The sequence below is a fragment of the Paenalkalicoccus suaedae genome (assembly GCF_006965545.2).
In the GTDB taxonomy this organism is placed as follows: domain Bacteria; phylum Bacillota; class Bacilli; order Bacillales; family Salisediminibacteriaceae; genus Paenalkalicoccus; species Paenalkalicoccus suaedae.
In genome coordinates this window covers 2,393,158-2,416,256 of record NZ_CP041372.2, presented here as the reverse complement: position 1 = coordinate 2,416,256, position 23,099 = coordinate 2,393,158, and the positions used below count along the sequence as shown (strand labels likewise).

The following is a 23,099-nucleotide window of genomic DNA, read 5'->3' as shown; positions in this document are numbered from 1 at the left end:
TCATGTCTCCATTCTTTTCTAACAGGCGACTAATTGTTTTACTCGTATGTATTATCCTTTTAGTAGGATTGATTGGATATTCAGTAAGTGAAAGACGAGGATTATCCTTCCCAGAGCAATTCGTGCAAGACTCTGTAGGACTCGGACAATCCTTGTTCTCTAGACCAGCTTACGTGCTATCAGGATTCGTCGATAACATCAATGATCTACGACACGTCTATGAGGAAAATAGAACGTTAAAGGCTCATTTGGATCAGTATGCTAGTTTACAAGTAGAGCTAAGCCAGCTACAAAGACGTAATCAAGAGCTTGAAGGTATGATGGAGCTTGATGATGACCTGTTAAGTTACACGACGAGACCGGCTATGGTTATCAATCGCTCTCCTGATCGCTGGAACCAGCTCATCGGGATCAACCAAGGTGCACAGGATGGTATTGAAGAAAATATGGCGGTTATTACCTCACAAGGGTTAATCGGTAAAATCAATCAAGTGTCTCAGTTTTCTTCAACGGTTCAATTACTGAGTGATCAGGATATAACGAATCGTATTTCTGCCATGGTAGATGCAGATGAAACGGTGTATGGGTTTATCGAAGGAATCGACTATGAATCAGGATTTTTACGATTTACGAAAATTGATATCGATATTGAAGTAGAGGTAGGACAAGTAGTATCTACTTCTGGACTCGGTGGCGTATTCCCGGACGGCCTTACGATCGGTGAAATTGTCTCTGTCGAAACGGATGAGTTTGGTCTAAGTCAAACCGCGCTAGTAGAGCCATCCGCAAACTTTTACCATCTTGATTATGTGATGGTTATTGAGCGTGATGCAGCCTCTATCGATGAAGATATCGATTTTGATACAGGAGAGGATGAATAATGTTAGTACGGGCATCCGTCATCCTCGTCTTGCTCTTTTTATTCTTATTTGAAGGAACCGTCTTTCAAATCTTCGCACCTGATTTAAGAGGTGCAGACTATCAGCTTATTCCTAGATTTATGTTTATGCTGATTCTCTTTACAGGCATCTTTAGAGGTAGAAGTCACGGTTTATTCTATGGAATTGTTTTAGGGTTACTTTATGATATTGTTTACTCACCTATACTCGGTATTTATACATTTGGGATGGGATTCACGGCGTACTTACTCTCAATCTCAACGATGTACGTCAAAAATCGACTTCCTCTAGTAGTTTTTATTATTGTAGATGGAGTAGTTATGCTTGAGTATTATGTGTACGGAATGATGTCATTACTTAGTATTACGGATCTTTCTCATGAAAATATCCTTACAATGAGATTTATTCCGTCATTTATTATGAACGGAGTCGTTATCGCTGTTTTAGCGTTCCCGCTTCGATTATGGTTTTATTACTTAGACGGTAGAGAGGAAGCAGACTAAGTTTACTTGTAAAGAAGGAGGGTACATAATGGGTGCAAAACAAGCTCGTCAAATCCAGCACGTTTGGATTAAAGGAACAAGAGACGGTCTCACGTTTCAATTAGATGACCAGTGCTCGTTTCAAACTATTAAAGCGGAGCTTCAGGACAGATTAGCAGAGCGACCGGAAACAGCTAATTCTGATGCAATGATTGAAGCGGATATTTCATTAGGAAATCGATATATAACGCAAAATCAACGACTGGAGTTGGAAGCTATTTTTGCCCAGTCCCTCCATATTCAAGTTGGTCAGTTTCACTCTAACGTTATCACAAAAGAAGAAGCGTTAAATGAGCAAAAAGAGAAGCAAGTGACCCAGCTTGTGAAAGTCATTCGATCAGGTCAGGTCGAAGAGTTCCACGGAGATGTCGTGTTAATTGGCGACGTCAATCAAGGAGCCACGCTTAAAGCTACTGGCAATATCCACATAGTCGGCTCACTTAGAGGAATTGCTCACGCTGGCTCTACAGGTCGCGAGGACGCGGTCATTTCCGCTTCCTTTATGAGACCTACTCAGCTTCGTATCGCCTCCATCATTAGACGTGCACCAGATGAAGAGGAATGGGGTGGATCGCTAGAGTTTGCTTATTTAAGTGAGGACGGCGATATTCACCTTGAGAAGGTGCAAAAGCTTGGGACAATTCGTCCTAAACTGCGTCATCATTAAAATTGTACGAGGAGATTTTGACTTTTACGCGAATTAATATGATAAAATAAGGTCAAACCTTTCAGAAAGGGGAGGATGTTATGGGAGAAGCGATCGTTGTAACGTCTGGTAAAGGCGGAGTTGGTAAAACAACTTCCTCAGCAAATATCGGTACAGCACTAGCTTTGTCAGGGAAAAAAGTTTGTTTAGTAGATACGGATATCGGACTCCGTAACCTCGACGTAGTAATGGGGCTTGAAAACCGCATTATTTATGATTTAGTAGATGTAGTTGAAGGGAACTGTCGTCTTCAGCAAGCCCTTATTAAAGATAAGCGCTTCGAATCCTTACACCTACTCCCAGCTGCCCAAACGAAAGACAAAACAGCAGTGGAGCCGGAACAAATGAAAGTTTTAATTGATGAATTAAAACAAGATTTTGATTACATAATTATTGATTGTCCAGCGGGTATTGAACAAGGCTATCGCAATGCAGTTGCAGGTGCTGATCAAGCAATTGTTGTTACAACACCGGAGATTTCTTCTGTAAGAGATGCAGACCGTATTATTGGCCTCCTTGAAAAAGAGCCAGGAATCGCACCACCAAAACTCGTTATTAATCGTATCCGTAACCACATGATGAAAACGGGAGAAGCAATGGACGTAGAAGAAATCGTATCAATTTTAGCGATTGACCTCTTGGGAATCGTTGTAGACGATGACCTCGTTATTAAGTCATCTAACAGTGGTGAACCTGTTGTTATGGACCCTAAAAGTAAGGCATCGATTGCTTACCGCAACATCGGTAGAAGAATCATGGGGGAGAACGTACCACTCATGACACTTGATGATGATAAAGGCATGTTTAGTAAAATGAAGAAGTTTTTAGGCATGAGAGGGTAATAGGTAGAGAGATCAAAGCAATAGATATTTCATTTACAAGGGAGGAGCTGATGGAAATTATCGGCTTCTCTTTTTATTGTTTAAGAGATGGTACAGCCTATACTTGACGTAGAGAAAATTGCCATACGTAAACAGAGACCTCGAATAGCATCCTCCTCCTAAATATTTAGTGCCCCTAAAAGAGTGTTTATAAAAGTCACGATTTTATAAAAAATTTCAGATTTTTAAAAATTCTTCTTGATAACGCTTACATACGTGATTATAATACAAGTATGAAAACGATTACATGATCCCGCATCTTGCCAAACCACACCGTTAGCAGGAATTTTTTATTCCGTTCATGAAATCGTTATCATATACCTACACATATTAAAAGGGGGATTTTTCATGCAACTTCGAAGACGAATGTTAACGAGTGCAATTGCTTTATCTATGGTAGGCTTACTTGCTGCTTGTGGTGGCGATAACGCAGAGAACACAACACCAACAAATGACGGTGGTACAAACGAGCCAGTAAACGAACCAGCAGACAATGGGGAAGCCAATGCGAACAACGGTAACGATGCGAACATGAATGAAGAAAATGGTGAAATGAATGATGCGGCTGGTGACGGTGAGCAGGTTACATTAACCTATGCTCGTGGACTTGATGCAACTGGTGCAACAGAAGTCCTTATCGAAGCATTTGAAGAACAAAATCCAAACATCACAGTCGAATTTAGAGAAATGCCAGCAGACACAGGAGCATCACGTGATCAGTATGTTACAGAGTTTAGTGCTGGGGATAATTCGATTGACGTATTCGATGCCGATGTTATCTGGCCAGCTGAATTTGCACAAGCAGGCTATGTATATGAATTAGATCGCTTTATTGAGCGAGATGGAATTGATATGAGTGAGTACTTTGAAGGAACAGTAGATTCAGGTACGTTCGACGGAAGACTGTGGGCAATGCCTAAGTTTACGGATGCAGGACTACTTTACTACCGTTCTGATATCGTTGACACACCTCCTGCTACGTGGGATGAGTTAATTGAAATGGCAGGGCAGTTTGCAGGAGAAGAAGGAACAGAGTTTGGTTACCTCATGCAAGCTAACCAATACGAAGGACTTGTCGTAAACGCAATTGAGTTTATGGGCGCATATGGTGCTGAAGTGTTAGACGCTGATCAAAATGTCACGATTAACTCGCCTGAAGCGGTTGCTGCCATCGAAAAAATGATGGAAATTGCTCAGTCTGATTTCGTACCAAGTAACATTTTAAACTTTGATGAGCCAGCAACTCACACAGCTTTCTTAGAAGGTCAAGCAGTATTTGCTCGTAACTGGCCTTATATGCAAGCGATGACGGAGGATGAGGGTCAATCTCAAGTAGTTGGTAACGTAGACTTTGCGCTTCTACCAGCTGGAGATGCAGGAAGTGCTGCTGGACTTGGTGGTTGGATGACGATGATCAACCGTAACTCAGAGCATCCTGAAGAAGCATGGGAGCTAGTGAAGTTCATGACGGGTCCTGAAGGACAAAAAATTACTGCTATTGATGGAGGATCTGCACCAACGCTTCGTGCACTCTATGATGACGAAGAAGTACAAAACGCTGCACCATTATTTGCTAACGAAGAATTTGTTTCGACGTTAGAAAATGCGGTTCCGCGTCCAGTATCGCCAATCTACCCACAGATCTCTGATATCATGCAAATTGAGCTATCACGTGCTCTAGCAGGTGAGATCACTGCTCAAGAAGCAGTAGAGAACATGGAGCAACAAATCGAAGCAGCATTAGCTGAATAATAGTCATACGGAAAGGGGTGGTGACGAGCCACCCCTTTTTTTAAAAGAGGTGCGTATAGGACAGGTGGTGACATCATATTGTGGCAACCATTAAAGAAGTAGCGGAGCGAACGGGTTTATCGTCTACAACGGTTTCGCGCGTTATTAATAATCACCCATATGTGGATGAATCAAAGAGACAACTCGTTCTAACGGCAATGGAAGAGCTTGGGTATGTACCTAATTCATCAGCAAGACGTTTAAGGGGGCAACGAACTCAAACGATTGCTGTTATTATTTCGCGAATTGTCAATCCATTTTTTAGTCACTTAGTAGACGCAATGGAGCGAACGGCTTCGGAGCTTGGGTACCAAATTATTTTATGCGATTCACGTTTAAACAAAAAACGGGAGCTTGCTCATTTAGAACTACTAAAAGCAAAACAGGTTGATGGGGTTATTTTAGCGTCCTTACAAAATAAGTGGGAGGATATTAAACCTTATACGCGATATGGTCCCATTATTTCTTGTAATGAGTATGATTCAATGGCAAAACTACCCATGATCATTTGCGATCAAGAAGCAGGTGGATATATTGGTACAAAACATCTCATTGATCGAGGTCATACACACATTGCATATGCTGGGGGAGCAGATCGAATCGAACTAACGCATGATCGTAAAAAAGGCTTTGTTCGTGCGATGGAGGAAGCAAACCTTCCTATCCTTCCAGAGTTTATGTTTCCGAGTAACTATGGCATTGAGGATGGCAAACGAATCTTTCAACGTATTTTTGCGATGGAAAACCGTCCGACAGCCATTTTTGCTGGTGGTGATGAAGTAGCAGCAGGGATTATTCAAGAGGCTAAACGCTTTGATTATTCTGTTCCAAGGCAACTAGCAGTTATTGGGTTCGATAATCAGCCAATTGCTGATTTGATTGATCCAGGCATCACAACGATCGATCAACCGATTGAGCTGATGGGATCAAGAGCAGTGGAGCTTATGGTAGATAGTATTAAACAAGATCGTACGCTATCGTACAACAAAGAGCTTTTACCATTGCAATTAATCATCAGACAATCTACTTAATAGATAGATAAGACGCAGTCAGACCCTTCGTTTTTATACAAGATTTGTTTTCATGAAAGGGATCTGATATCGATTTCATCTCGAACGAGGAGGTACAAAACATGGGGGAAAAAAAATCACGTTTTCAGCTTTCAGAAAAGCAGTTAGGCTATCTATTTGTACTCCCTGCACTAGTATTAATTACCGTCATTACCCTCTGGCCGGTAGCGCAATCCTTTTATAATAGTTTATTTGATTACAGGCTAAATGATCCGACAAGGAACCAAACAACCCTAAACTATCAAATCGACTTAGAGCGCTATGCCGATCACTACTTTTTTTATGGACGGGACATGGAAGCGGCAGTGGAAGCTAGTGTAGGGACAGAATTTGAGCAAGCCATTACTGACATTCAAGCTTCGATTCAAAATTATCACGAAGAGCTCACGACAGGAGAGTTACAAGAACAATATGAAATAGTCGATGAGATGGTGTTTAACTTTGAGGCAGTTAATGATACTGATTTAAAGTATGCGCAGCTTGAGGATGATGTAGCCGAAGGATACGTTTCCATATTTGACGAGGCGCAAGTGGTGTTTAGCGCTTTCCAAGAGTCAACAGAGGATGAAGACGTTTCAGAAGCTATTTCTGTCGCATCCTCCACGGTTGATCGGCTAGATCGCGCTATCGTAAGACCAAACTTTATTGGACTAACTAACTATGGCAAGTATTTAACGGATGCAAGAATGTGGAGTGCCATGGGAAATACGGTATTCTTCACAGTAGTTTCTGTATTCTTTGAATTAGTCATCGGGTTAGCAGTAGCACTTGTTTTGCATCGTGCCTTTATTGGGCGAGGCGCAGTTCGTGCAGCAGTATTAATTCCGTGGGCGATCCCAACCGCCGTTTCGGCCATGATGTGGTCGTACTTATATGACGGGCAAACAGGTATTGTTGCGCATTATTTTGCCCAGCTCGGCATTATCTCAGATCCCTCTGTGATGTTAAGTACAGGATCAGGGGCAATGGCTTCTATTATCTTGGCGGACGTCTGGAAGACGATGCCATATATGGCGCTTTTACTATTAGCAGGTCTTCAAACAATCTCCGACTCGCTTTATGAGGCTGCCGAGGTTGATGGAGCAGGTAAGATTCAGCAATTTTTCTATATCACGCTTCCAATGCTGAAGTCAGCTATTCTCGTCGCGTTACTTTTCCGAACGCTCGACGCCTTCCGCGTATTCGATTTAATCTTCGTATTAACCGGAGGCGGACCAGCAAACCGCACAGAGTCCATTTCTGTTTATGCGTATAAAGTACTCTTCGGTCAGCAGAATTTTGGAGAAGGTTCCGTGCTTTCGGTCATCGTGTTCGTCTCAGTCGCAATTATCAGCATCATCTTTATTAAGCTGATCGGATCTGAGCTATTCGAAGGCCGTACGGCGAGAAAATAAAAGGAGGCAATCGACATGAGAAAAAAGGCAGGAGTGCCATTTTATATCTTCTTAAGCATCTTTATCTTCGTCACCATGTTCCCGTTCTTATGGGTATTCTTAACGTCTATAAAGCCACCTATTGAGATATTTTCTGGCTTTAATTGGTTTACATCAAATCCAACGATGGACAACTACCAAAGTGCTGTCGAAACGAGACCATTATTTCGATACATTGGAAACAGTTTAGTTGTTGCTACTTTGACAACGGTGCTCGCAATCTCGGTAGCATCCTTAGCAGCTTATGCGCTAACAAGACTTCCTATTAAATTTAAAGGAACAATTTTAGGTATCGTACTTGCAGCAGCTATGTTTCCGCAGGTAGCGATCATTTCACCAATCTTTAACTTAGTGCAGGGTTTGGGACTACGTAACTCGTATATGGGACTCGTGATTCCTTACATTACAATCAGTCTGCCTCTTGCTATCTGGATCTTAGCAACATTCTTTCAAAAGATCCCGTTTGAACTAGAAGAGTCTGCCAAGCTAGACGGAGCTTCACCATTTCAAACATTCCGTAAAATTATTTTCCCACTAGCAGCACCGGGGGTATTTACGACTGCTATCCTCGTGTTTATTGCAGCGTGGAATGAATATTTATTTGCTTTAGTTATCAACCCTGACGACTCATGGCGAACGGTGCCAGTAGGATTATCCTTCTATCAATCACAGTTCACGATCCCATGGGGAGACATTACGGCCGCGACCGTACTCGTAACAATTCCGATTGTTATTATTGTACTCATCTTCCAACGTCGAATTGTAGCTGGACTGACGTCAGGATCTGTAAAAGAATAATTAAAGGAAAAGGAGTGCTACTGGTGCTCCTTTTTAATTTGGATAAAAGAGGGCGGAATAGGGGAGGCGGATGTGAAATGCGTCCGTCGAAGTGAATGCACACAGAGCGGGGTGAAATGCAGACAGCTCAAGGGGGAATGCACACTGACAAGGTGGAAATGCACGCCGTGGAGCTGGAAATGCAGACGGTCATAATTAATGCATACAGAGCGGGGTGAAATGCAGACAGCGTGAGGGAGAATGCACACCACCAAGGTGAAAATGCACGCCGCGGAGCACGAAATGCAGACGGCTAAATTAAATGCATGAAGCCAACATACATACCCTCAACAAAACTCTCTCCAATAGTAGGCACTTCATTAACTCCGCTCCGCCCCTTCTGTTCTACTCTAACCCTCCTTCTCATACGTTATAAAAAAATGAGAAGGAGGGCTCTCCTTTGTCCGACCGTAAAAAAAAGCTAGACCAACTTCTAATGGCAAATAAATATCGAGACAGATATAAAACAGCCTCACCATCAAAACAGCAGATAAACCCAGATGCTGAATTAGCCGCTGGCTTAAGCAAATTTAGAAAGCAGATCATCTTTAGTGTTCTTTTATTCTCAGGATTAACCGTACTTGCTACGACGCAAACAGAGCGATTAGTACCTGTTCAATCGTATGTTGTGTCATCCTTCGAGCAGGACCTGCCGTTCGACTATGTCGCAGAATTATATGAAGAGCAGTTCGGTCGACCGTTTGCGTTATTACCACCACAGCTTGATGAAGTCGCCTGGTTAGAAGAAGAGACCGCATTACCCGTTACTGGCGTTGTCTCTCAAACCTTTGCAGATACGGGGAGAGGGGTAGAAATCACGACAGAATCTGGACAAGCTCTTGCCTCTGTTAAATCAGGGGTCGTCACCTATGTCGGGATGGACTTAGCAAACAATAAAGGGCAACTAGTCATCGTCACGCATCGGGATGGGACAGAAGCTTGGTATGGCATGCTGGACGCGCCGACCGTGCAAGTAGAGGAAGAAGTCGAAGCAGGACAAGCTTTAGGATCTGTTTATACAGATGGGGATTCTGGTATTTATTATTATGCAACGAAACAGCACGGAGATTTTGTTGACCCGCTTGCAGAGGTAGAGATTGATTAACACCCTCAGGCTTTTGCATCTCCATCCGCTCCTTGCTTGCTTCATCATCTTAGCGAGCACAACAGGCATGATCAAAGAAGCGATTTTTTTAGTCGTGACCGTGTGTATCCATGAGCTAGGTCATGCCATTACTGCATCACTATTTGGATGGAAAATCACGAAGATCTCTCTTATGCCTTTTGGGGGAGAAATGGTGGTTGACTCGATGGAATCAAAGCCACTTAAAGAGGAAATCTTCGTCATAGTAGCTGGTCCACTCCAGCATGCGTGGATGATTCCACTTATAATCGGAAGCCACCACCTAGGCTTTATTTCGTCAACCGATTACACGCTACTCCTGTTTTATCAGATCAGCATTTTACTATTCAACCTTTTTCCCATTCTTCCGCTTGATGGCGGAAGGCTTCTTTATTGTTTGCTTCAGTCTCTTCTTTCTATTTATCACGCACAATCCTTTATGCTCGTGTTTAGTTGCTTCTTTTTAGGGGCACTGACGCTAATTACCATCACGATGTTTACCTTCCAGCTCAACTTTATTCTTATGCTTATCTTCCTGTGGATACACGTCATTTTACTCATTAAACAAGCTCCTTACTATTTAATACGAGTGTGGCTAACCCGATCCGAGCGTTCTCCTGCTAAGAAAAAAGTAAAACGGGTACCTCCATCGATCAGTATTCAAACTGGGCTTCGTATGATCAAAAGGCCTGTCACCACTGTCTTTACTGCAGGGGGTTATGAGGTTAACGAGAAGGAGATATGTAAGAGGTATTTTGCTGAGCACCATCAAAATAGCGTTTTTGGGCATGTGGGGAGTCGAGATCGTCGCATAAAATAGGTATACTGAGGGGAGATGTGTGTTAAAAGGGGATGTTTAGTGATGCAGGTAGTGTTGGATAAGGGGCCCGTGGGGCATAGAGGAGCGCTTATAGAGGGCGGGAACGTGGTGGAGTGGCTGTTTGATCAGCGGGACGAGCTACGCCAGGGCATGATTGTCGTTGGACGGATAGATCAGGTGCTAAAGGGGATGGATGCGGCATTTGTCGATGTTGGCGGCGAGCAGAATGGGTATTTGAATGTGAAGGAAACACGTGAATATCAAGAGGCGAAGCTAGGTGAGGAGGAGCCTCCTGCGCTTTCGTCGGTTTTAAAGGTAGGGGTCTATGTGCTAGCTCAGGTGAAGAAGGAGGCGGCGGGGACGAAGGGGCCTACGCTATCGCTCTTGCTTCAATTACCTGGCGTGTATACGGTGTATATGCCGTTTGGTGGCTATGTGGCGATATCTAAAAAGATGCAGAGTGAGGATACGCGTAAAGAGTGGCGAGCGGCACTTACTCCTTTGATGCAAGAGGGGGAGGGGATGATCCTTCGGACGAGTGCGGAGAATGTCGACTACGAGGTGATTGAGACGGAGATAAAGGAGCTTCGAGGCAAATATGAGGCGCTATCCACCGAGCATAAGCCTGGAACGATCTTGTATGATGAGTCGTCCGTCGAGCATCGTGTTGCGCGTGATTTTTTAGGCGATGAGCAAGTCGAGATTGTCACAAGCGATGCTGCTCTCGCTAAAAAGTGGCGGGGGAATGAGCGTGTGTCGTGGCAACGACAGTCGGTGTGGAAGACTTACGAGCTCCAACGCGCGTTAGAAAAAACGTTGCAGTCGCATGTTTGGTTACGTAACGGTGCTTCTTTACGAATTGAACAAACGGAAGCGATGACGATCATTGACGTGAATTCCACGAAGTTTACGGGAAAGACAAATTTAAATGAGACGGCGTTTCAGGTCAATAAAGAAGCGGCGGAGCAGGTCGCTCGTGAGTTAAGGAAGCGAAATCTTTCAGGGATCATTTTGATTGATTTTGTGGATATGAAGCATGAGAAGGAGCGACAAAAAATCATCGCTGCGATGCGTCAAGCGCTTCGAGCGGACAGTACCATCACAAATGTCATTGGATTTACGGCGCTTGGTATAATGGAGATGACGAGAAAAAAGACGAGTCCATCTATCTGGGAGCGGGTGACACGGAGTGTGAGAGAGGAGATTCCTTGGCGTTTGGAGGAGGAGCTTTGGCAACTAGAGCAAGAGCTTCTGGAGCTTGATGAGGATGTCCTTGTCATCGGGATGTCGAATCGCTTAAAGCAAGCATTTGAAGGATCTTTGCTAGCCCATGATGAGACGAGGCGGATCGTTGTGAAAGAACTGGATGATCGTGATCACTACCGCATTTTACAGACGGGATCACATGCTGAAATTGATGGCAATTCTCGTTGACAGTTTGGATAGCACTATGGTATGATTTTTGATGTTGGTTATTTGGGTGCGCCCAAAGAACTGTAACCGCACAGAACAGGTTTTAAGCATAGCAATATGCACCTAGGATGGCGAGTCTGAGTATAAGAAGGAGGTGCGCACATGTACGCGATTATTGAAACAGGTGGAAAGCAAGTTAAAGTAACTGAAGGTCAAGAGGTTTACGTTGAGAAATTAGACGTGACTGAAGGAGATACAGTTACATTTGACCGAGTACTACTAGTAGGTGGCGATGAGACGAAGGTTGGTTCTCCACTACTTGATGGTGCTACTGTAACAGCTAAAGTAGAAAAGCAAGGTCGCGGTAAGAAACTTACTGTCTTCAAATACAAGGCAAAGAAGAACTACCGTCGTAAGCAAGGTCACCGTCAGCCATACACAAAAGTAACGATCGAATCGATCAATGCGTAAGGTGTAGCGGATGATTCGAATTTCCTTCAATCGTAACGATAGAGGCTTGATTGACTCGTTCACTATGTCAGGACATGCGGAATCAGGTCCTTATGGACAAGATTTAGTATGTGCAGGCGCTTCCGCTGTATCCTTTGGATCAGTAAACGCCATCGCCGTGCTTTGTGATACAGAGCTCGAGGTTGACATGGAAGGTGACGGCGGATATTTATCTTGCCGAATACCGGATGGCCTTGATCCAAATACGTACGAAAAAATTCAACTAATACTCGACGCAATGCTCGTCTCCTTTCAAACGATGGAGGCTCAGTACGCCGAGTTTATCAAGATTACATCGCCATAATACAGGAGGTGAAGACAATGTTCTTAAACCTAGATCTTCAGTTTTTCGCACAGAAAAAAGGAGTAGGTAGTACAAAGAACGGTCGTGACTCAATCTCAAAACGCCTTGGTACAAAGCGTGGAGACGGTCAGGCTGTAACTGGTGGTTCTATCCTAGTTCGCCAGCGTGGAACTCGTATCTATCCTGGAGTTAACGTTGGTAAAGGTGGAGACGATACGCTATACGCAAAGATCGACGGCGTTGTGAAATTTGAGCGCGTAGGTCGTGACCGTAAGCAAGTATCTGTATACCCAGTAGCACAAGAAGCATAATAGATGAGCCGCATTGATTGTTTATTGCAATCAGTGCGGCTTTTTTTGTATATGATTTATAATTGGAGAAGGGTCAAGTGAGGTAGCGGGAGGAACAAGCAAGTGCAGCGGAGGGACGTATAAGGTAGTCGGAGGTGCAAAGAGAAGGCGGAAGAGAAAACGAGGTAGTCAGGCGCGCAAACGAACCACCAACGCTCACCCCCACAATGAGAAACTTTGCACCAAACTAAAATCAATCATCTCTACATATAGAATCAGGAGGTTACACTTATGACAACACTCACAGTTATTGGATTTTGGGGTGCTTACCCCGAACAGGATGAGGCGACCAGCTGCTATTTGCTCGAGAAAGACGGATGTCGCATTCTATTAGACATCGGCAGTGGAGCGATGGCCAAACTACCTCAGTTCGCCGCCCCAGAGACAATTGACGCTGTACTAGTTAGTCATCATCACTATGATCATATTGCGGACCTTGGAGCGCTCTCCTACAATCGAGTGGTGATGCAGGCTCTCAAGGAGAACATACCTGCTATTCAATTATTCGCGCCTGAGGAGTCTCAACTAGGCTCGTATCATCGTGATCATACAATGGAGATAACCGAATATAAAGAATCGGATAAAGTGGTAGTGGGTCCCTTTCACATTTCTTTCTACAAAACGAATCACCCTGCGCCGTGCTATGCCATGAAGGTTGTGACAAAGGACGCTACGATCGTTTATTCTGCCGATATGGTTTTTGATGAAACTATGGTTGAATTTATTAAAGGTGCTGACTTGTTCCTCGCGGAAACAAGTTTTTATAAAGGACAAGAAGCTGCAACGTTTGGTCATATGAATAGTGAGGAAGCAGGCAGACTTGCTAAGTTAGGAGGCGTTAGTGAGCTTGTCGTGACGCATTTACCTCACTTTGGGAATAAAGAGCAGTTAAAAGTGGAAGCGGAGGAAGCCTATCAGGGGAACGTATCGATCGCTAGTACAGGACTTACATGGAGATTTTAATACTTTCATTTTGGCATCAGGGCTACCTGGTGTTTTTTTGTTGGGTAAGAAAGTCTAAACCCCTTCGTTTCTGTGATAGCTTTTATATAGATGGAGCGTTTTATTTGTTTACTGATCGTCGATTCAACCAACAGGCGAAGTGACGCACTCATCGTTTGATTTAATGCAAACTCGTTCTCATTAGACGCATGCAGACTTTCACTTGACGTAAAGCAGATAAACATGCTCATAAAGCTCGAGAGTCCCCCTGAACGTCGTCCATGTATAAACCTCCTCAGAGTGAATCTTCTATATTACCTCCAAAAATCATTCGGTTACTTACAAATCTCCATTGATTTGTATAAGGAGAAAAACACTTTTTGTCCGTCCAATACCCAATTCCAAAATAAATGAAGCACGAAATCAAAAAAAATTAGACCTATTTGTAAATTCGTAGGTCGTGACTTTATCCTTAGAGCGGCATAGGATTTTGTGTAATATAAGAACGTAATGTGACGAAGTATCCAAACACCTTTACAAAGTATTTACATTCGGTTTATTTGTCCTTAATAAATCAAACTTATACTCAAGCTTGTGGTCAGGGAAATGACCGATAAAAAAATTGGGATTTAATTCTGAGGAGGATTTTTTCAGTGAAAAAGTTTAGTTTATCAATCGCAGCAGCAGCAAGCCTTATGGCATTAGCAGCATGTGGCAACAACGATGCAGACAATGGTGCAGTTAACAACGCTCCTGCAAACAACGGTGCAGCAAACGAAGCAACTGACAACATGAACGCAGACAACGGTGCTGACAACATGAACGAAGAGCCTAATAATGCTGGCAACGACGCAGCGGCTGAAGAACTTTCTGGAAGCATTGCAATCGATGGTTCTGGTACAGTTTACCCTCTTATGGCTCGTATTGCAGAAGAATACATGATCAATGAGCAACAAGGCGTAAGCGTAGAAGTAAGTCGCGCAGGAACTTCTGCTGGTATGCAACGTTTTGTAAACGGTGAAACTGATCTTTCAAACGCATCTCGTGAAATCCGCGATGAAGAGCTAGAAGAACTAGAAGCTAACGGAATTGAATCTATGGAATTAAAAGTAGCGTTAGATGGTCTAACACTAGTTACTCACCCTGATAACGACTGGGCAAGCGAAATGACGCAAGAAGATATCGAAACGCTATTCGTATCTGGTAACTTCGCTGACAACGACGAAGTTATGTGGTCAGACGTAAACCCTGAATGGCCAGAAGAGCAAATCAATTTCTACGGTCCTAACGAAAACCACGGTACGTATGAGTTCTTCGTAGATGAAATTATTGAAGAGCAAGACCTACCAAGCACAATTAACCTACAGCAAGAATATTCAACTCTAGTAGAACTTATCTCTGAAGATGAGAATTCACTTGGATTCTTCGGATTTGGATACTATGTAAATAACTCTGATCGTCTGCAAGCAGTAAGCGTAGACTTCGGTGAAGGTCCTGTTGAACCATCATTAGATACAATCGCGGAAGATGGCGAATACGGTCCTTACACTCGTCCTGTATTCACAAACGTTAGTGTTACAGCAGCTAACGAAAAGCCAGAAGTGATGGACTTTGTAACATATGTTCTTTCTGGTGCAGCTAACGAATTTGCTGGTGAAACTGGATTCGCTCCATTACCACAAGAAGAACAAGACGAAGCGTTAGAGCAGCTTCAGTCTATGCAATAAAAAGCTTCCTTGTCAGAGGGTGAAGAGCCTAACGCTTTTCATCCTTTCGACTTGTAAGTTAGAGCTACGCTCAGGGGGTTTATTTAACGTAGGAAAGGGGCAGCACAATGTCTAGCGTAAAAGATCTTATTGCAAAAAACCAAAAAGGTGGTAGACACAAGCTTGAGAAAGCTGTACCAGTTGGACTCTTTTTGGCAGCTATTATCTCGGTATTAACAACTGTCGGAATCGTTGGAACGCTCATTTATGAAACAGTTCTATTTTTCTCCGAAATTTCGTTTCGAGAATTTTTCTTTAGTACAGAGCTCCAACCATTAAATAGAAGTAATCCACAGTTTAGTATTTTACCATTATTATCTGCAACAATTTTATCTTCACTTATTGCCATGCTTGTTGCAATACCGGTTGGTTTAACGACTGCTATTTTCTTAAGCGAATATGCGTCAGAAAAGGTTCGTCGAACGCTTAAACCAATGGTAGAAGTTTTAGCAGGAATCCCAACAATCGTTTATGGATTCTTTGCATTTACGTTTGTAACACCGTTTTTGCGTGAAATCTTCCCGATTTTAGAGCGCACAAACATTTTGAGCCCAGGTATTGTAATGGGAATCATGATTATCCCAATGGTAGCGTCGTTATCTGAGGACGCGATGACCTCTGTACCAAATGCGATGCGCGAAGGTGCATTAGCAATGGGCGCAACGAAGCTAGAAGTTACATTCCGTGTTGTTATTCCTGCTGCAATTTCTGGAATAATTGCCTCCTTTGTACTTGGTATTTCTCGAGCAATCGGTGAGACAATGATCGTTACGATTGCAAGTGGAAGTAACAAAAATTTAACGTGGGATGTCACCCAGTCTATGCAGACGATGACCGCTTATATCGTCGAGGTAACGAGTGGTGATGCAGGTGCAGGTACGACGATTTACTATAGTCTATACGCTGTTGCCTTCACATTATTCGTCTTCACGTTAGCGATGAATATGCTCGCACGTTATATTACGAAGAGATACAGGGAGGTATATTAATGGCAACTGAATATATCAATCTTGAACGAGTAAAGGAACGCATGGAGAAGCGCCTCTTACTCAATAAAGCGTTAAAGTATGTGTTTTTAGCATCAACTCTATTTGGATTAGTCGTATTAGCTGTTTTATTATCAGACGTTATCGTTGATAGCTGGGGATTTTTAACGAGCGACTTCTTAACAGGTTTACTTTCAACTAGTGCGGAGCGCGCAGGAATTCGCGGCGCAATAGTTGGTACCGTTTGGCTCATGATTATTGTTGGACCAGTGACAATGACACTTGGAGTTTTAACAGCCATTTATCTTGAAGAATACGCAAAGAAGGGGAAGGTTCACTCCTTTATCCAAACGAACATCTCTAACTTAGCAGGTGTCCCATCTATCGTATTCGGTCTCTTAGGTTTAACCGTTTTTGCTCGTACGTTAGGTCTTGGCAATGGTGTACTAGCGGGGGGATTAACCATGTCCCTACTTGTATTACCCATTGTCGTAGTAGCTGCTCAAGAAGCTATTCGTGCGGTGCCAAGTCATTTACGTGAAGCATCCCTTGGAATGGGTGCTACAAAGTGGCAAACAGTTAAAAATGTTGTATTGCCGACATCACTACCAGGTATCTTAACTGGAGCGATCCTAGCGCTTTCAAGAGCGATTGGAGAAACTGCTCCACTTATTGCACTCGGAATTCCAGCCTTGTTAATTCCAGTGCCAACGAATCTCACGGACAGTTTTACTGCACTTCCAGTACAAGTGTATTACTGGACAGTTGACTCCGTATTAACCGCAGAATATGCAAACCTTGCTGCTGCAACAATTGTTGTGTTACTCGTGATTCTTTTCTTAATGAACTCGGTTGCGATCATCATTCGTAATAAGTTCCAAAAGCGTTATTAATTTTTATTAAGGGGATGAAAATAATGGTTAAATCAGTTTCACTAGAGGTAAGACAAGAGAGAAATGAACAGGTAGCAGAAGCGCCAGTACAAGACAAAAAAGTCGTCTATGATACTCGTGGCCTTAACCTTTGGTACGGCAATACGCATGCGCTAAAGGACATTAAGCTTGAAGTTCATGAGAACGAAGTAACTGCGATTATCGGACCATCTGGTTGCGGGAAATCAACGTACATTAAGACATTAAACAGAATGGTTGAATTAGTTCCGGAAGTGAAGATAACAGGGGAAATCATTTACCGTGACAAAAACATTTTTGATCGTTCATACCGAGTAGAAGAACTTCGTACACGTGTAGGGATGGTATTCCAAAAGCCAAATCCATTTCCAAAGTCTATTTTCGAGAATGTCGCATACGGACCAAAAATCCATGGCATTCGCGATAAAAAGACATTAAACGAAATCGTAGAGAAAAGCTTACGTGGGGCAGCTATTTGGGATGAAGTAAAAGATCGCCTGCACGAGAATGCTTACGGACTTTCTGGTGGTCAGCAGCAACGTCTTTGTATTGCAAGAGCGTTAGCGATTGAGCCAGACGTTATCCTAATGGACGAGCCAACTTCTGCTTTGGATCCTAAATCTACGTTAAAGGTAGAAGAACTCGTACAAGAATTAAAGTCTAACTACTCGATCATGATCGTGACACACAACATGCAACAGGCTGCTCGTATTTCTGATAAAACAGCATTCTTCTTAAACGGTGAAGTAGTAGAATTCGATGCTACAGACAAAATTTTCTCCAATCCAAGTGATAAGCGTACGGAAGACTATATCACTGGACGCTTCGGGTAAGGGATAATCGAATGGTTATGAGAGAAGCCTTTTTGACAGAGCTAAAGGATTTGAAGGATGAGATTCGTTTTTTAGGCGAGCGAGTTCAGGAATTTTACAAAGAAACGAATGCGTTAATTCTCGATAAAAACTTTCCAGCCATACAAGATATTATCGAGCAGGATGAAGAGATTAACCGCATTGAGCTTGATATAAACGAGAAGGTCACGCTTATGATTGCAAAGCAGCAGCCTGTAGCGTCTGATTTACGCAAAGTCATTGTAAGCTTAAAAGTCTCAAGTGATTTAGAGCGTATCGGAGATCTCACAGTCGATATGGGTAAAGCAGCTTTGCATATGAAGCAAACGAACTTACTTACGGAGAATCGTAGTACGCTATATGCAATGTCTCAAAAAGTAGGCTCGATGCTCGAACAAGTGTTAACAGCGTTCCAAACATCAAACGTATTAGCGGCTCAGCACATTGCTCAGTTAGACGATGAGATTGATCGAATGTATGGTGAGTTTGTAAAGCAACTTTTTGAATCAAATTCAACGAATCCTGACTGTATTGAGCAAGTGACCCAGCTAGCGTTTATCGCACGCTACCTAGAAAGAATTGCAGATTACGGAACAAATATTGCAGAATGGATTATTTACGAAGTTAATGGGCAAAGGTTTGATCTAAACTAGCTGATAAAGGATGCATGGTAGGATGAATACAACAACATCTTCAACTTCTTCAATCCTGATCGTGGAGCCAAATCAAGATATTCGCAATACTATCCAAGCAGGCTTTGAAAAACAGGGGTTCGACGTGTGGTCTGTTAATAAAAGTTCAGAGGCACTACGTGTACTTAAACACCTGCAGCCTGATGGAATAGTTGCGTCTATGGAGTTAGATGATACAACCGGAATCGAGCTTTGCCGTAATCTACGTAATGCCGATAATAATTGGGTTCCGTTTATACTACTAACGGAGCAACAAAATGAGCTCGAGGCCGTCGTTGGCCTCGAGCTTGGTGCGGATGATTACATGGTAAAGCCTGTTCGAACAAAAGAGTTAGTTGCTAGGATGAAATCGACTATCAGGCGTGGCACTATTTATACGAAGCAACTTAAAGTTGATAAATCAACATTTGCTTCTGTAGTCATTCAAAATGGAAATTTAACGCTTGATCCTAGCCAGTATGCACTATATAAAGATTCCGAATGGGTTGAAGTCACAAGGAAAGAATATGAACTGTTGCTTGTCTTTATGACGAATCAAGATAAAGCCTTTACGAGATCACAGCTTTTAGCGAAATGGAATACGCAGGATCGGGAGATGGATGAGCGCATTATTGATGTTTTTGTAAGTCGAATTAGACAAAAGATTGAGCCGAATAATCGGAATCCTCTGTATATAAAGACGGTTAGAAATGTCGGATATATGATGCGTGCCGTTAGTATAAAAGATTTTATCCATGTTCGATAAGATACTTTGCTTCCTAACCCTTTTTCCTATATACTTTTTATGGTGTAGAAAACTTTGAGGGAGGGGAATATATGAATTATGCCATTTTCCTGCATTCACATTCACTATTTTGGCTTTTAGCAGTCATTAGCTTTTTCGTTGCGATGACCTTGTATAATCGTGGAAAGCAAAAGCCAGGTAAAATCGTACATATGATTCTTCGTTTACTTTATTTACTATTGCTTGGAACAGGTATTACGATGATTATAATGAACACGTGGTGGGGAAGCATTGTAAAAGGAATATTAGCATTTTGGTTAATATTCACGATGGAACTATTAGCATCACGGACAGCTAAAGGAACATTAACTCCAAAAACGAAGCAACTTTTTTGGATTCAATTTATCATTGCTGTTGTAGTGGTTATTTATTTCGGATACTTTGTGAATTAATTGAAAGCTTGAAAGGTGCTTCAACTGTCAAAAATGACGGAAGGGGCATCTTTTTTGCTAATTATATGAATTAATTTTGATATAAAAGGGGAGAACGCATGCGGGTTTATACGGTAAAAGTAGAGTTAAAAAAAGTTCGTCCACCTGTATGGCGCAGGTTTAAAATTAGAGGGGACATTACGCTCCGGATGATTGCTTATGCTATATTGCGATCTTTTGAATGGAATAAAGAACTTGAAGCCTCTTGGGAAGAGAAGAACGGAAACGTTATTCCGTTAGAGAGTGAAGATGCGGAGAAACAATTGCAAGATATTTTCAATGGCAAAACGAAAAGTATTACTCTCCTTTACGGAGATGAAGAACACACGTCGATTCAACTTACAATGAAACAGGAACATGCAGAAGATTCGGATACGGAGGAACTTATTCAATGCACCGGAGCTAAAAGGCTAGCTCCTCAAGAAGAGGAATTTTCACAAAGCATGGAGGCAATGCGTGAACGAAGGGAATGGGTGGCAGAAATAGAGCCTCCATCTACAATGATCATCTCTAAAGTTAATGGCGAAATCCAAGAGCTTCTTGAATTAGAGGGAGAGCATAATCGCTTTGTGCAACACGTTGTTACCATGATCCATGATAACGAAGATCTGTTTCGTACGTATGTAGCCCTTATGGAGAATTACTATAAAGAAGCGCTTTGGAGTCGATTAAGTGGTAACGATGTGATCTGTGTAAAGCTTTCAAAGCGAGAGCGCTGGTATGTCTCCGTGTTAGGTAAGGAGCATGAGACCTATGGACTTGCAGCCTATGAAGGCATCGCCGGTAAACGTCTGTTTGAAAAGATGTTTCGAAATCAATTCTTTCCATTCGAACCCGGTGATGTCACTGGATGTATCGCCACTTTTACAGATGTATCGCTATTAAATCAGTTTGATTTTATCCTTCTCGATTACTTTGATAAAGTGAAGCTTCTAACAGATGAGCATTATCCTGGTGTACAAATGTTTGCATTCGGTGAGCTACATGAGTACCCAACAGTCGAGCAAATTAAGCGTCTATGTGCTATTTTGGAAGCCCTCATGCAGTTAGGTAAACAAATTAAAAGCAGCCAGTACGTTCCGATCGTTTCTAAAAATAGAGATGGTAAGTGGTTTGTGTCAGGAGAAGAACCCTTTTATTCGTTACGAGAGCTAGATGAGAAATGGCGTGGGGAGATTGCTTACGAGGAAGCTAGTCCATTATATATTAATGAAGTGCATTTACAACGGTTGAAAAAATTTCCTCGAGCAAATGAGTCTGTGCAAGTCGAGATGTTTTATCATCATACTCCGTTACAGGAAGGGTTCGACGCTGTATTCCCTGTATTTACAGTTATAATCGATCACGAATCAGGAGAGATTATTGAGCACGATATTAGTACCCGGAAAGCTGGACCCAAAAAACTTCAACACATGTTTGCTAATTGGTGTATAAAGAATGGGCAACTTCCTAGAGAAGTCATTATTCAAGACCCTAGATCAGAGGCATGGATATCTCCGCTTTTAGACAAGGTTCAAATCCCAATTAGGAGCGTATCAACGCTCACTCATATCAATGAATTTCGTCTTTCCTTACTTATGAAGGATTTAGATGATGAAATAGAATAAAAAAGAGCCTATTGGTGGCTACCCCTAAAAGTTAGAGTTTTTATTATGCAGCTAATTGGCTGGTTTGTGTTCGGTATTCGACTGGACTAAAACCAGCCAATTTTTCTTTTGATCGTATATGGTTGTACCAGTAAATATATTCTTCAATCTGCCTTTTTAATTCTTCGTAGCTCACTAATTTTTCTCCATAATACATTTCTTGTTTTAATATACCAAAGAAATTCTCTATTGAAGCATTGTCTGCGCAGGTTGCTTTACGTGACATGCTTTGAAATACTTTATTTTCTTTTAATGTCCTCACCCATTGGTTGTGCTGATAATGCCAGCCTTGATCGGAGTGGATAGTCGTACGATAGGTTGCCTGAGCTCCTAGTACTTCTATTGTTTCTTTTAAAGGTTCCATGACAAGATCTAATGTTGGACGTTTCTTGATACCAAACGCGATAATTTCCCCATTGTAAAGATCAAGGAGTGGATTTAAGTACAATTTCTCTTCTCCTAGACATTTGAATTCTGTAATGTCGGTTACTAATTTCTGAAAAGGAATAGGCGTGCTAAATCGGCGGGACAGTCGATTCTTCGCTACCTTTCCAACCTTACCCTTATAAGAATTGTATCTACGAGACTTCCTCATAAACTTTACGCATTTTAACCCTAATTCCCTCATAAGTCGATACACTTTTTTGTGATTAATACACCAGGCTGATTTCTTTAATTCCTTGGTAATGCGTTTATAACCATAACGTTCATGAAACGCCTTAAACAGCTCAGTAATGACTTCTTTTAGTTCTCTATCCGGATCTTCTTTCCCAAAGTTTTTCACATGATAGTGGTAGGTTGATTCTGGAATACCTACAATAACTAGAATATCTTTTAATCGGTATCCTTCTTCTTTGAGTTCGAACGCCACTGTTGCTTGTGCTTTTCGTGGAAGGCATTCGGATTCTCTCGAAAAGCTCTCAACTTTTTTAGGTAGGCATTTTCTAGCCGCAACAGTTCATTCTCGCGTTCTAGTTCGTCTTCACGTGTTAACTTCTTCTCTTCTTTTCCCTTTGATTTATTACTGTTTTTAGACATAGAAGGTCGCTCCTTTGATCTTGGTTTCAGGCCTCCTAATCCTTGTTCATTAAATGTTTTCATCCAACTGTAAATTAAAGCAGGATTATTCAATCTAAATTGTTCAGCAGTTTCCTGAAAAGAAGCACCTGTCTCAAGCATAAATTGTATCGTATCCACTTTAAATTGAACAGAGTACGCCTCATTCGTTCTTCTTCGTTTTAATCCTTCAACCCCTTGCGTTTTATAGGATCTTACCCAATTTTGTAGTGGAGTTCGAGAGGGCATATTATACTTTTTAGCTAATAATTTATACCCGAGATTTCCATTCAAATATTCGCTAACAAGTTTCATTTTAAATTCTTCACTATATTTGGCCATAAAAACACCCCCG

Annotated in this window: 26 protein-coding genes and 1 other annotated feature; of the genes, 23 read left to right on the top strand and 3 right to left on the bottom strand. The window is 42.1% G+C overall.

The genetic code is table 11. The annotated features are described in order from the left end of the window. Nucleotides 1–2: 2 nt before the first annotated feature. From mreC to FLK61_RS12970, 15 genes are all read left to right on the top strand, one after another. Nucleotides 3–881, top strand: coding sequence for a rod shape-determining protein MreC (gene mreC / locus FLK61_RS13040; protein WP_176009830.1), 879 nt, complete (start codon nucleotides 3–5; stop codon nucleotides 879–881). Continuing rightward, on the top strand, nucleotides 881–1,402 hold the full coding sequence (gene mreD, locus FLK61_RS13035; RefSeq protein WP_176009829.1) for a rod shape-determining protein MreD: 522 nt from the start codon (nucleotides 881–883) through the stop codon (nucleotides 1,400–1,402). The genes mreC and mreD overlap by 1 nt, the downstream gene beginning before the upstream one ends. Nucleotides 1,403–1,430: 28 nt before the next feature. Beyond that, nucleotides 1,431–2,108: a septum site-determining protein MinC gene (minC, locus tag FLK61_RS13030; RefSeq protein ID WP_176009828.1), complete on the top strand. Its 678-nt coding sequence runs from the start codon at nucleotides 1,431–1,433 to the stop codon at nucleotides 2,106–2,108. 80 nt (nucleotides 2,109–2,188) lie between these two features. Further along, nucleotides 2,189–2,989 (top strand): septum site-determining protein MinD, encoded by an 801-nt coding sequence (gene minD / locus FLK61_RS13025; RefSeq protein WP_176009827.1) that lies wholly within the window; start codon nucleotides 2,189–2,191, stop codon nucleotides 2,987–2,989. A 387-nt stretch (nucleotides 2,990–3,376) separates the two neighbouring features. Continuing rightward, nucleotides 3,377–4,780, top strand: coding sequence for an ABC transporter substrate-binding protein (locus FLK61_RS13020; protein WP_176009826.1), 1,404 nt, complete (start codon nucleotides 3,377–3,379; stop codon nucleotides 4,778–4,780). 80 nt (nucleotides 4,781–4,860) lie between these two features. Then, nucleotides 4,861–5,850 (top strand): LacI family DNA-binding transcriptional regulator, encoded by a 990-nt coding sequence (locus FLK61_RS13015; RefSeq protein ID WP_176009825.1) that lies wholly within the window; start codon nucleotides 4,861–4,863, stop codon nucleotides 5,848–5,850. 101 nt (nucleotides 5,851–5,951) lie between these two features. Continuing rightward, nucleotides 5,952–7,283, top strand: coding sequence for a carbohydrate ABC transporter permease (locus tag FLK61_RS13010; RefSeq protein WP_176009824.1), 1,332 nt, complete (start codon nucleotides 5,952–5,954; stop codon nucleotides 7,281–7,283). A gap of 15 nt (nucleotides 7,284–7,298) precedes the next feature. Continuing rightward, on the top strand, nucleotides 7,299–8,120 hold the full coding sequence (locus FLK61_RS13005) for a carbohydrate ABC transporter permease (RefSeq protein WP_176009823.1): 822 nt from the start codon (nucleotides 7,299–7,301) through the stop codon (nucleotides 8,118–8,120). Nucleotides 8,121–8,559: 439 nt separating this feature from the next. Further along, nucleotides 8,560–9,264 carry a M23 family metallopeptidase gene (locus FLK61_RS13000; protein ID WP_176009822.1) on the top strand — a complete coding sequence of 235 codons (705 nt, stop codon included), beginning with the start codon at nucleotides 8,560–8,562 and terminating at the stop codon, nucleotides 9,262–9,264. Nucleotides 9,265–9,331: 67 nt separating this feature from the next. Then, nucleotides 9,332–10,102, top strand: coding sequence for a M50 family metallopeptidase (locus tag FLK61_RS12995; RefSeq protein ID WP_176009821.1), 771 nt, complete (start codon nucleotides 9,332–9,334; stop codon nucleotides 10,100–10,102). 42 nt (nucleotides 10,103–10,144) lie between these two features. After that, complete coding sequence (locus FLK61_RS12990) at nucleotides 10,145–11,536, top strand: ribonuclease E/G (RefSeq protein WP_176009820.1); 1,392 nt, start codon at nucleotides 10,145–10,147, stop codon at nucleotides 11,534–11,536. 54 nt (nucleotides 11,537–11,590) lie between these two features. Beyond that, nucleotides 11,591–11,664 (top strand) — a sequence feature (ribosomal protein L21 leader region). Between the two features lie 13 nt (nucleotides 11,665–11,677). Beyond that, on the top strand, nucleotides 11,678–11,986 hold the full coding sequence (rplU, locus tag FLK61_RS12985) for a 50S ribosomal protein L21 (RefSeq protein WP_176009819.1): 309 nt from the start codon (nucleotides 11,678–11,680) through the stop codon (nucleotides 11,984–11,986). 10 nt (nucleotides 11,987–11,996) lie between these two features. Next, entirely contained in the window at nucleotides 11,997–12,329 is a 333-nt protein-coding gene (locus FLK61_RS12980; RefSeq protein ID WP_176009818.1) for a ribosomal-processing cysteine protease Prp, read from the top strand. 17 nt (nucleotides 12,330–12,346) lie between these two features. After that, the gene (gene rpmA, locus FLK61_RS12975; protein WP_176009817.1) at nucleotides 12,347–12,640 is read left to right on the top strand and encodes a 50S ribosomal protein L27; all 294 of its coding nucleotides are present in this window, start codon (nucleotides 12,347–12,349) and stop codon (nucleotides 12,638–12,640) included. 270 nt (nucleotides 12,641–12,910) lie between these two features. Further along, a complete protein-coding gene (locus FLK61_RS12970; protein ID WP_176009816.1) occupies nucleotides 12,911–13,642 on the top strand; it encodes an MBL fold metallo-hydrolase in 732 nt (243 codons plus the stop codon). Nucleotides 13,643–13,647: 5 nt separating this feature from the next. On the opposite strand, the gene FLK61_RS12965 is transcribed toward FLK61_RS12970, so the two are convergent. Then, nucleotides 13,648–13,872 (bottom strand): hypothetical protein, encoded by a 225-nt coding sequence (locus tag FLK61_RS12965; RefSeq protein WP_176009815.1) that lies wholly within the window; start codon nucleotides 13,870–13,872, stop codon nucleotides 13,648–13,650. A gap of 402 nt (nucleotides 13,873–14,274) precedes the next feature. Here FLK61_RS12965 and FLK61_RS12960 point away from each other — a divergent pair, with 402 nt between their 5' ends. From FLK61_RS12960 to FLK61_RS12925, 8 genes are all read left to right on the top strand, one after another. Next, nucleotides 14,275–15,348: a PstS family phosphate ABC transporter substrate-binding protein gene (locus FLK61_RS12960; protein WP_249777596.1), complete on the top strand. Its 1,074-nt coding sequence runs from the start codon at nucleotides 14,275–14,277 to the stop codon at nucleotides 15,346–15,348. 107 nt (nucleotides 15,349–15,455) lie between these two features. Further along, entirely contained in the window at nucleotides 15,456–16,376 is a 921-nt protein-coding gene (gene pstC, locus FLK61_RS12955) for a phosphate ABC transporter permease subunit PstC (RefSeq protein ID WP_176009814.1), read from the top strand. Beyond that, a complete protein-coding gene (pstA, locus tag FLK61_RS12950) occupies nucleotides 16,376–17,266 on the top strand; it encodes a phosphate ABC transporter permease PstA (protein WP_176009813.1) in 891 nt (296 codons plus the stop codon). Before pstC ends, pstA begins: the two co-directional genes overlap by 1 nt. Before the next feature lie 23 nt (nucleotides 17,267–17,289). Further along, the gene (gene pstB, locus FLK61_RS12945; protein ID WP_176009812.1) at nucleotides 17,290–18,117 is read left to right on the top strand and encodes a phosphate ABC transporter ATP-binding protein PstB; all 828 of its coding nucleotides are present in this window, start codon (nucleotides 17,290–17,292) and stop codon (nucleotides 18,115–18,117) included. An 11-nt stretch (nucleotides 18,118–18,128) separates the two neighbouring features. After that, entirely contained in the window at nucleotides 18,129–18,788 is a 660-nt protein-coding gene (gene phoU / locus FLK61_RS12940) for a phosphate signaling complex protein PhoU (protein ID WP_176009811.1), read from the top strand. A gap of 22 nt (nucleotides 18,789–18,810) precedes the next feature. Then, complete coding sequence (locus FLK61_RS12935; protein WP_176009810.1) at nucleotides 18,811–19,572, top strand: response regulator transcription factor; 762 nt, start codon at nucleotides 18,811–18,813, stop codon at nucleotides 19,570–19,572. A gap of 71 nt (nucleotides 19,573–19,643) precedes the next feature. After that, a complete protein-coding gene (locus tag FLK61_RS12930) occupies nucleotides 19,644–20,003 on the top strand; it encodes a YisL family protein (RefSeq protein WP_176009809.1) in 360 nt (119 codons plus the stop codon). Nucleotides 20,004–20,101: 98 nt separating this feature from the next. After that, nucleotides 20,102–21,649: a DUF6930 domain-containing protein gene (locus FLK61_RS12925; RefSeq protein WP_176009808.1), complete on the top strand. Its 1,548-nt coding sequence runs from the start codon at nucleotides 20,102–20,104 to the stop codon at nucleotides 21,647–21,649. A gap of 43 nt (nucleotides 21,650–21,692) precedes the next feature. Here FLK61_RS12925 and FLK61_RS12920 read toward each other — a convergent pair whose 3' ends face one another. Both FLK61_RS12920 and FLK61_RS12915 read right to left on the bottom strand, forming a co-directional pair. Beyond that, entirely contained in the window at nucleotides 21,693–22,559 is an 867-nt protein-coding gene (locus tag FLK61_RS12920) for an IS3 family transposase (protein WP_176008054.1), read from the bottom strand. Further along, nucleotides 22,523–23,086, bottom strand: coding sequence for a helix-turn-helix domain-containing protein (locus FLK61_RS12915; protein ID WP_176007880.1), 564 nt, complete (start codon nucleotides 23,084–23,086; stop codon nucleotides 22,523–22,525). The genes FLK61_RS12920 and FLK61_RS12915 overlap by 37 nt, the downstream gene beginning before the upstream one ends. Nucleotides 23,087–23,099 lie beyond the last annotated feature (13 nt).

Bases quoted from the DNA above. Each gene is read 5' to 3' on its own strand.
- mreC (WP_176009830.1), top strand. From the start codon at position 3: ATGTCTCCATTCTTTTCTAACAGGCGACTAATTGTTTTACTCGTATGT.
- mreD (WP_176009829.1), top strand. From the start codon at position 881: ATGTTAGTACGGGCATCCGTCATCCTCGTCTTGCTCTTTTTATTCTTA.
- minC (WP_176009828.1), top strand. From the start codon at position 1,431: ATGGGTGCAAAACAAGCTCGTCAAATCCAGCACGTTTGGATTAAAGGA.
- minD (WP_176009827.1), top strand. From the start codon at position 2,189: ATGGGAGAAGCGATCGTTGTAACGTCTGGTAAAGGCGGAGTTGGTAAA.
- FLK61_RS13020 (WP_176009826.1), top strand. From the start codon at position 3,377: ATGCAACTTCGAAGACGAATGTTAACGAGTGCAATTGCTTTATCTATG.
- FLK61_RS13010 (WP_176009824.1), top strand. From the start codon at position 5,952: ATGGGGGAAAAAAAATCACGTTTTCAGCTTTCAGAAAAGCAGTTAGGC.
- FLK61_RS13005 (WP_176009823.1), top strand. From the start codon at position 7,299: ATGAGAAAAAAGGCAGGAGTGCCATTTTATATCTTCTTAAGCATCTTT.
- FLK61_RS12995 (WP_176009821.1), top strand. From the start codon at position 9,332: ATGATCAAAGAAGCGATTTTTTTAGTCGTGACCGTGTGTATCCATGAG.
- FLK61_RS12990 (WP_176009820.1), top strand. From the start codon at position 10,145: ATGCAGGTAGTGTTGGATAAGGGGCCCGTGGGGCATAGAGGAGCGCTT.
- rplU (WP_176009819.1), top strand. From the start codon at position 11,678: ATGTACGCGATTATTGAAACAGGTGGAAAGCAAGTTAAAGTAACTGAA.
- FLK61_RS12980 (WP_176009818.1), top strand. From the start codon at position 11,997: ATGATTCGAATTTCCTTCAATCGTAACGATAGAGGCTTGATTGACTCG.
- rpmA (WP_176009817.1), top strand. From the start codon at position 12,347: ATGTTCTTAAACCTAGATCTTCAGTTTTTCGCACAGAAAAAAGGAGTA.
- FLK61_RS12970 (WP_176009816.1), top strand. From the start codon at position 12,911: ATGACAACACTCACAGTTATTGGATTTTGGGGTGCTTACCCCGAACAG.
- FLK61_RS12965 (WP_176009815.1), bottom strand. From the start codon at position 13,872: ATGAGCATGTTTATCTGCTTTACGTCAAGTGAAAGTCTGCATGCGTCT.
- pstC (WP_176009814.1), top strand. From the start codon at position 15,456: ATGTCTAGCGTAAAAGATCTTATTGCAAAAAACCAAAAAGGTGGTAGA.
- pstA (WP_176009813.1), top strand. From the start codon at position 16,376: ATGGCAACTGAATATATCAATCTTGAACGAGTAAAGGAACGCATGGAG.
- pstB (WP_176009812.1), top strand. From the start codon at position 17,290: ATGGTTAAATCAGTTTCACTAGAGGTAAGACAAGAGAGAAATGAACAG.
- phoU (WP_176009811.1), top strand. From the start codon at position 18,129: ATGGTTATGAGAGAAGCCTTTTTGACAGAGCTAAAGGATTTGAAGGAT.
- FLK61_RS12935 (WP_176009810.1), top strand. From the start codon at position 18,811: ATGAATACAACAACATCTTCAACTTCTTCAATCCTGATCGTGGAGCCA.
- FLK61_RS12930 (WP_176009809.1), top strand. From the start codon at position 19,644: ATGAATTATGCCATTTTCCTGCATTCACATTCACTATTTTGGCTTTTA.
- FLK61_RS12925 (WP_176009808.1), top strand. From the start codon at position 20,102: ATGCGGGTTTATACGGTAAAAGTAGAGTTAAAAAAAGTTCGTCCACCT.
- FLK61_RS12915 (WP_176007880.1), bottom strand. From the start codon at position 23,086: ATGGCCAAATATAGTGAAGAATTTAAAATGAAACTTGTTAGCGAATAT.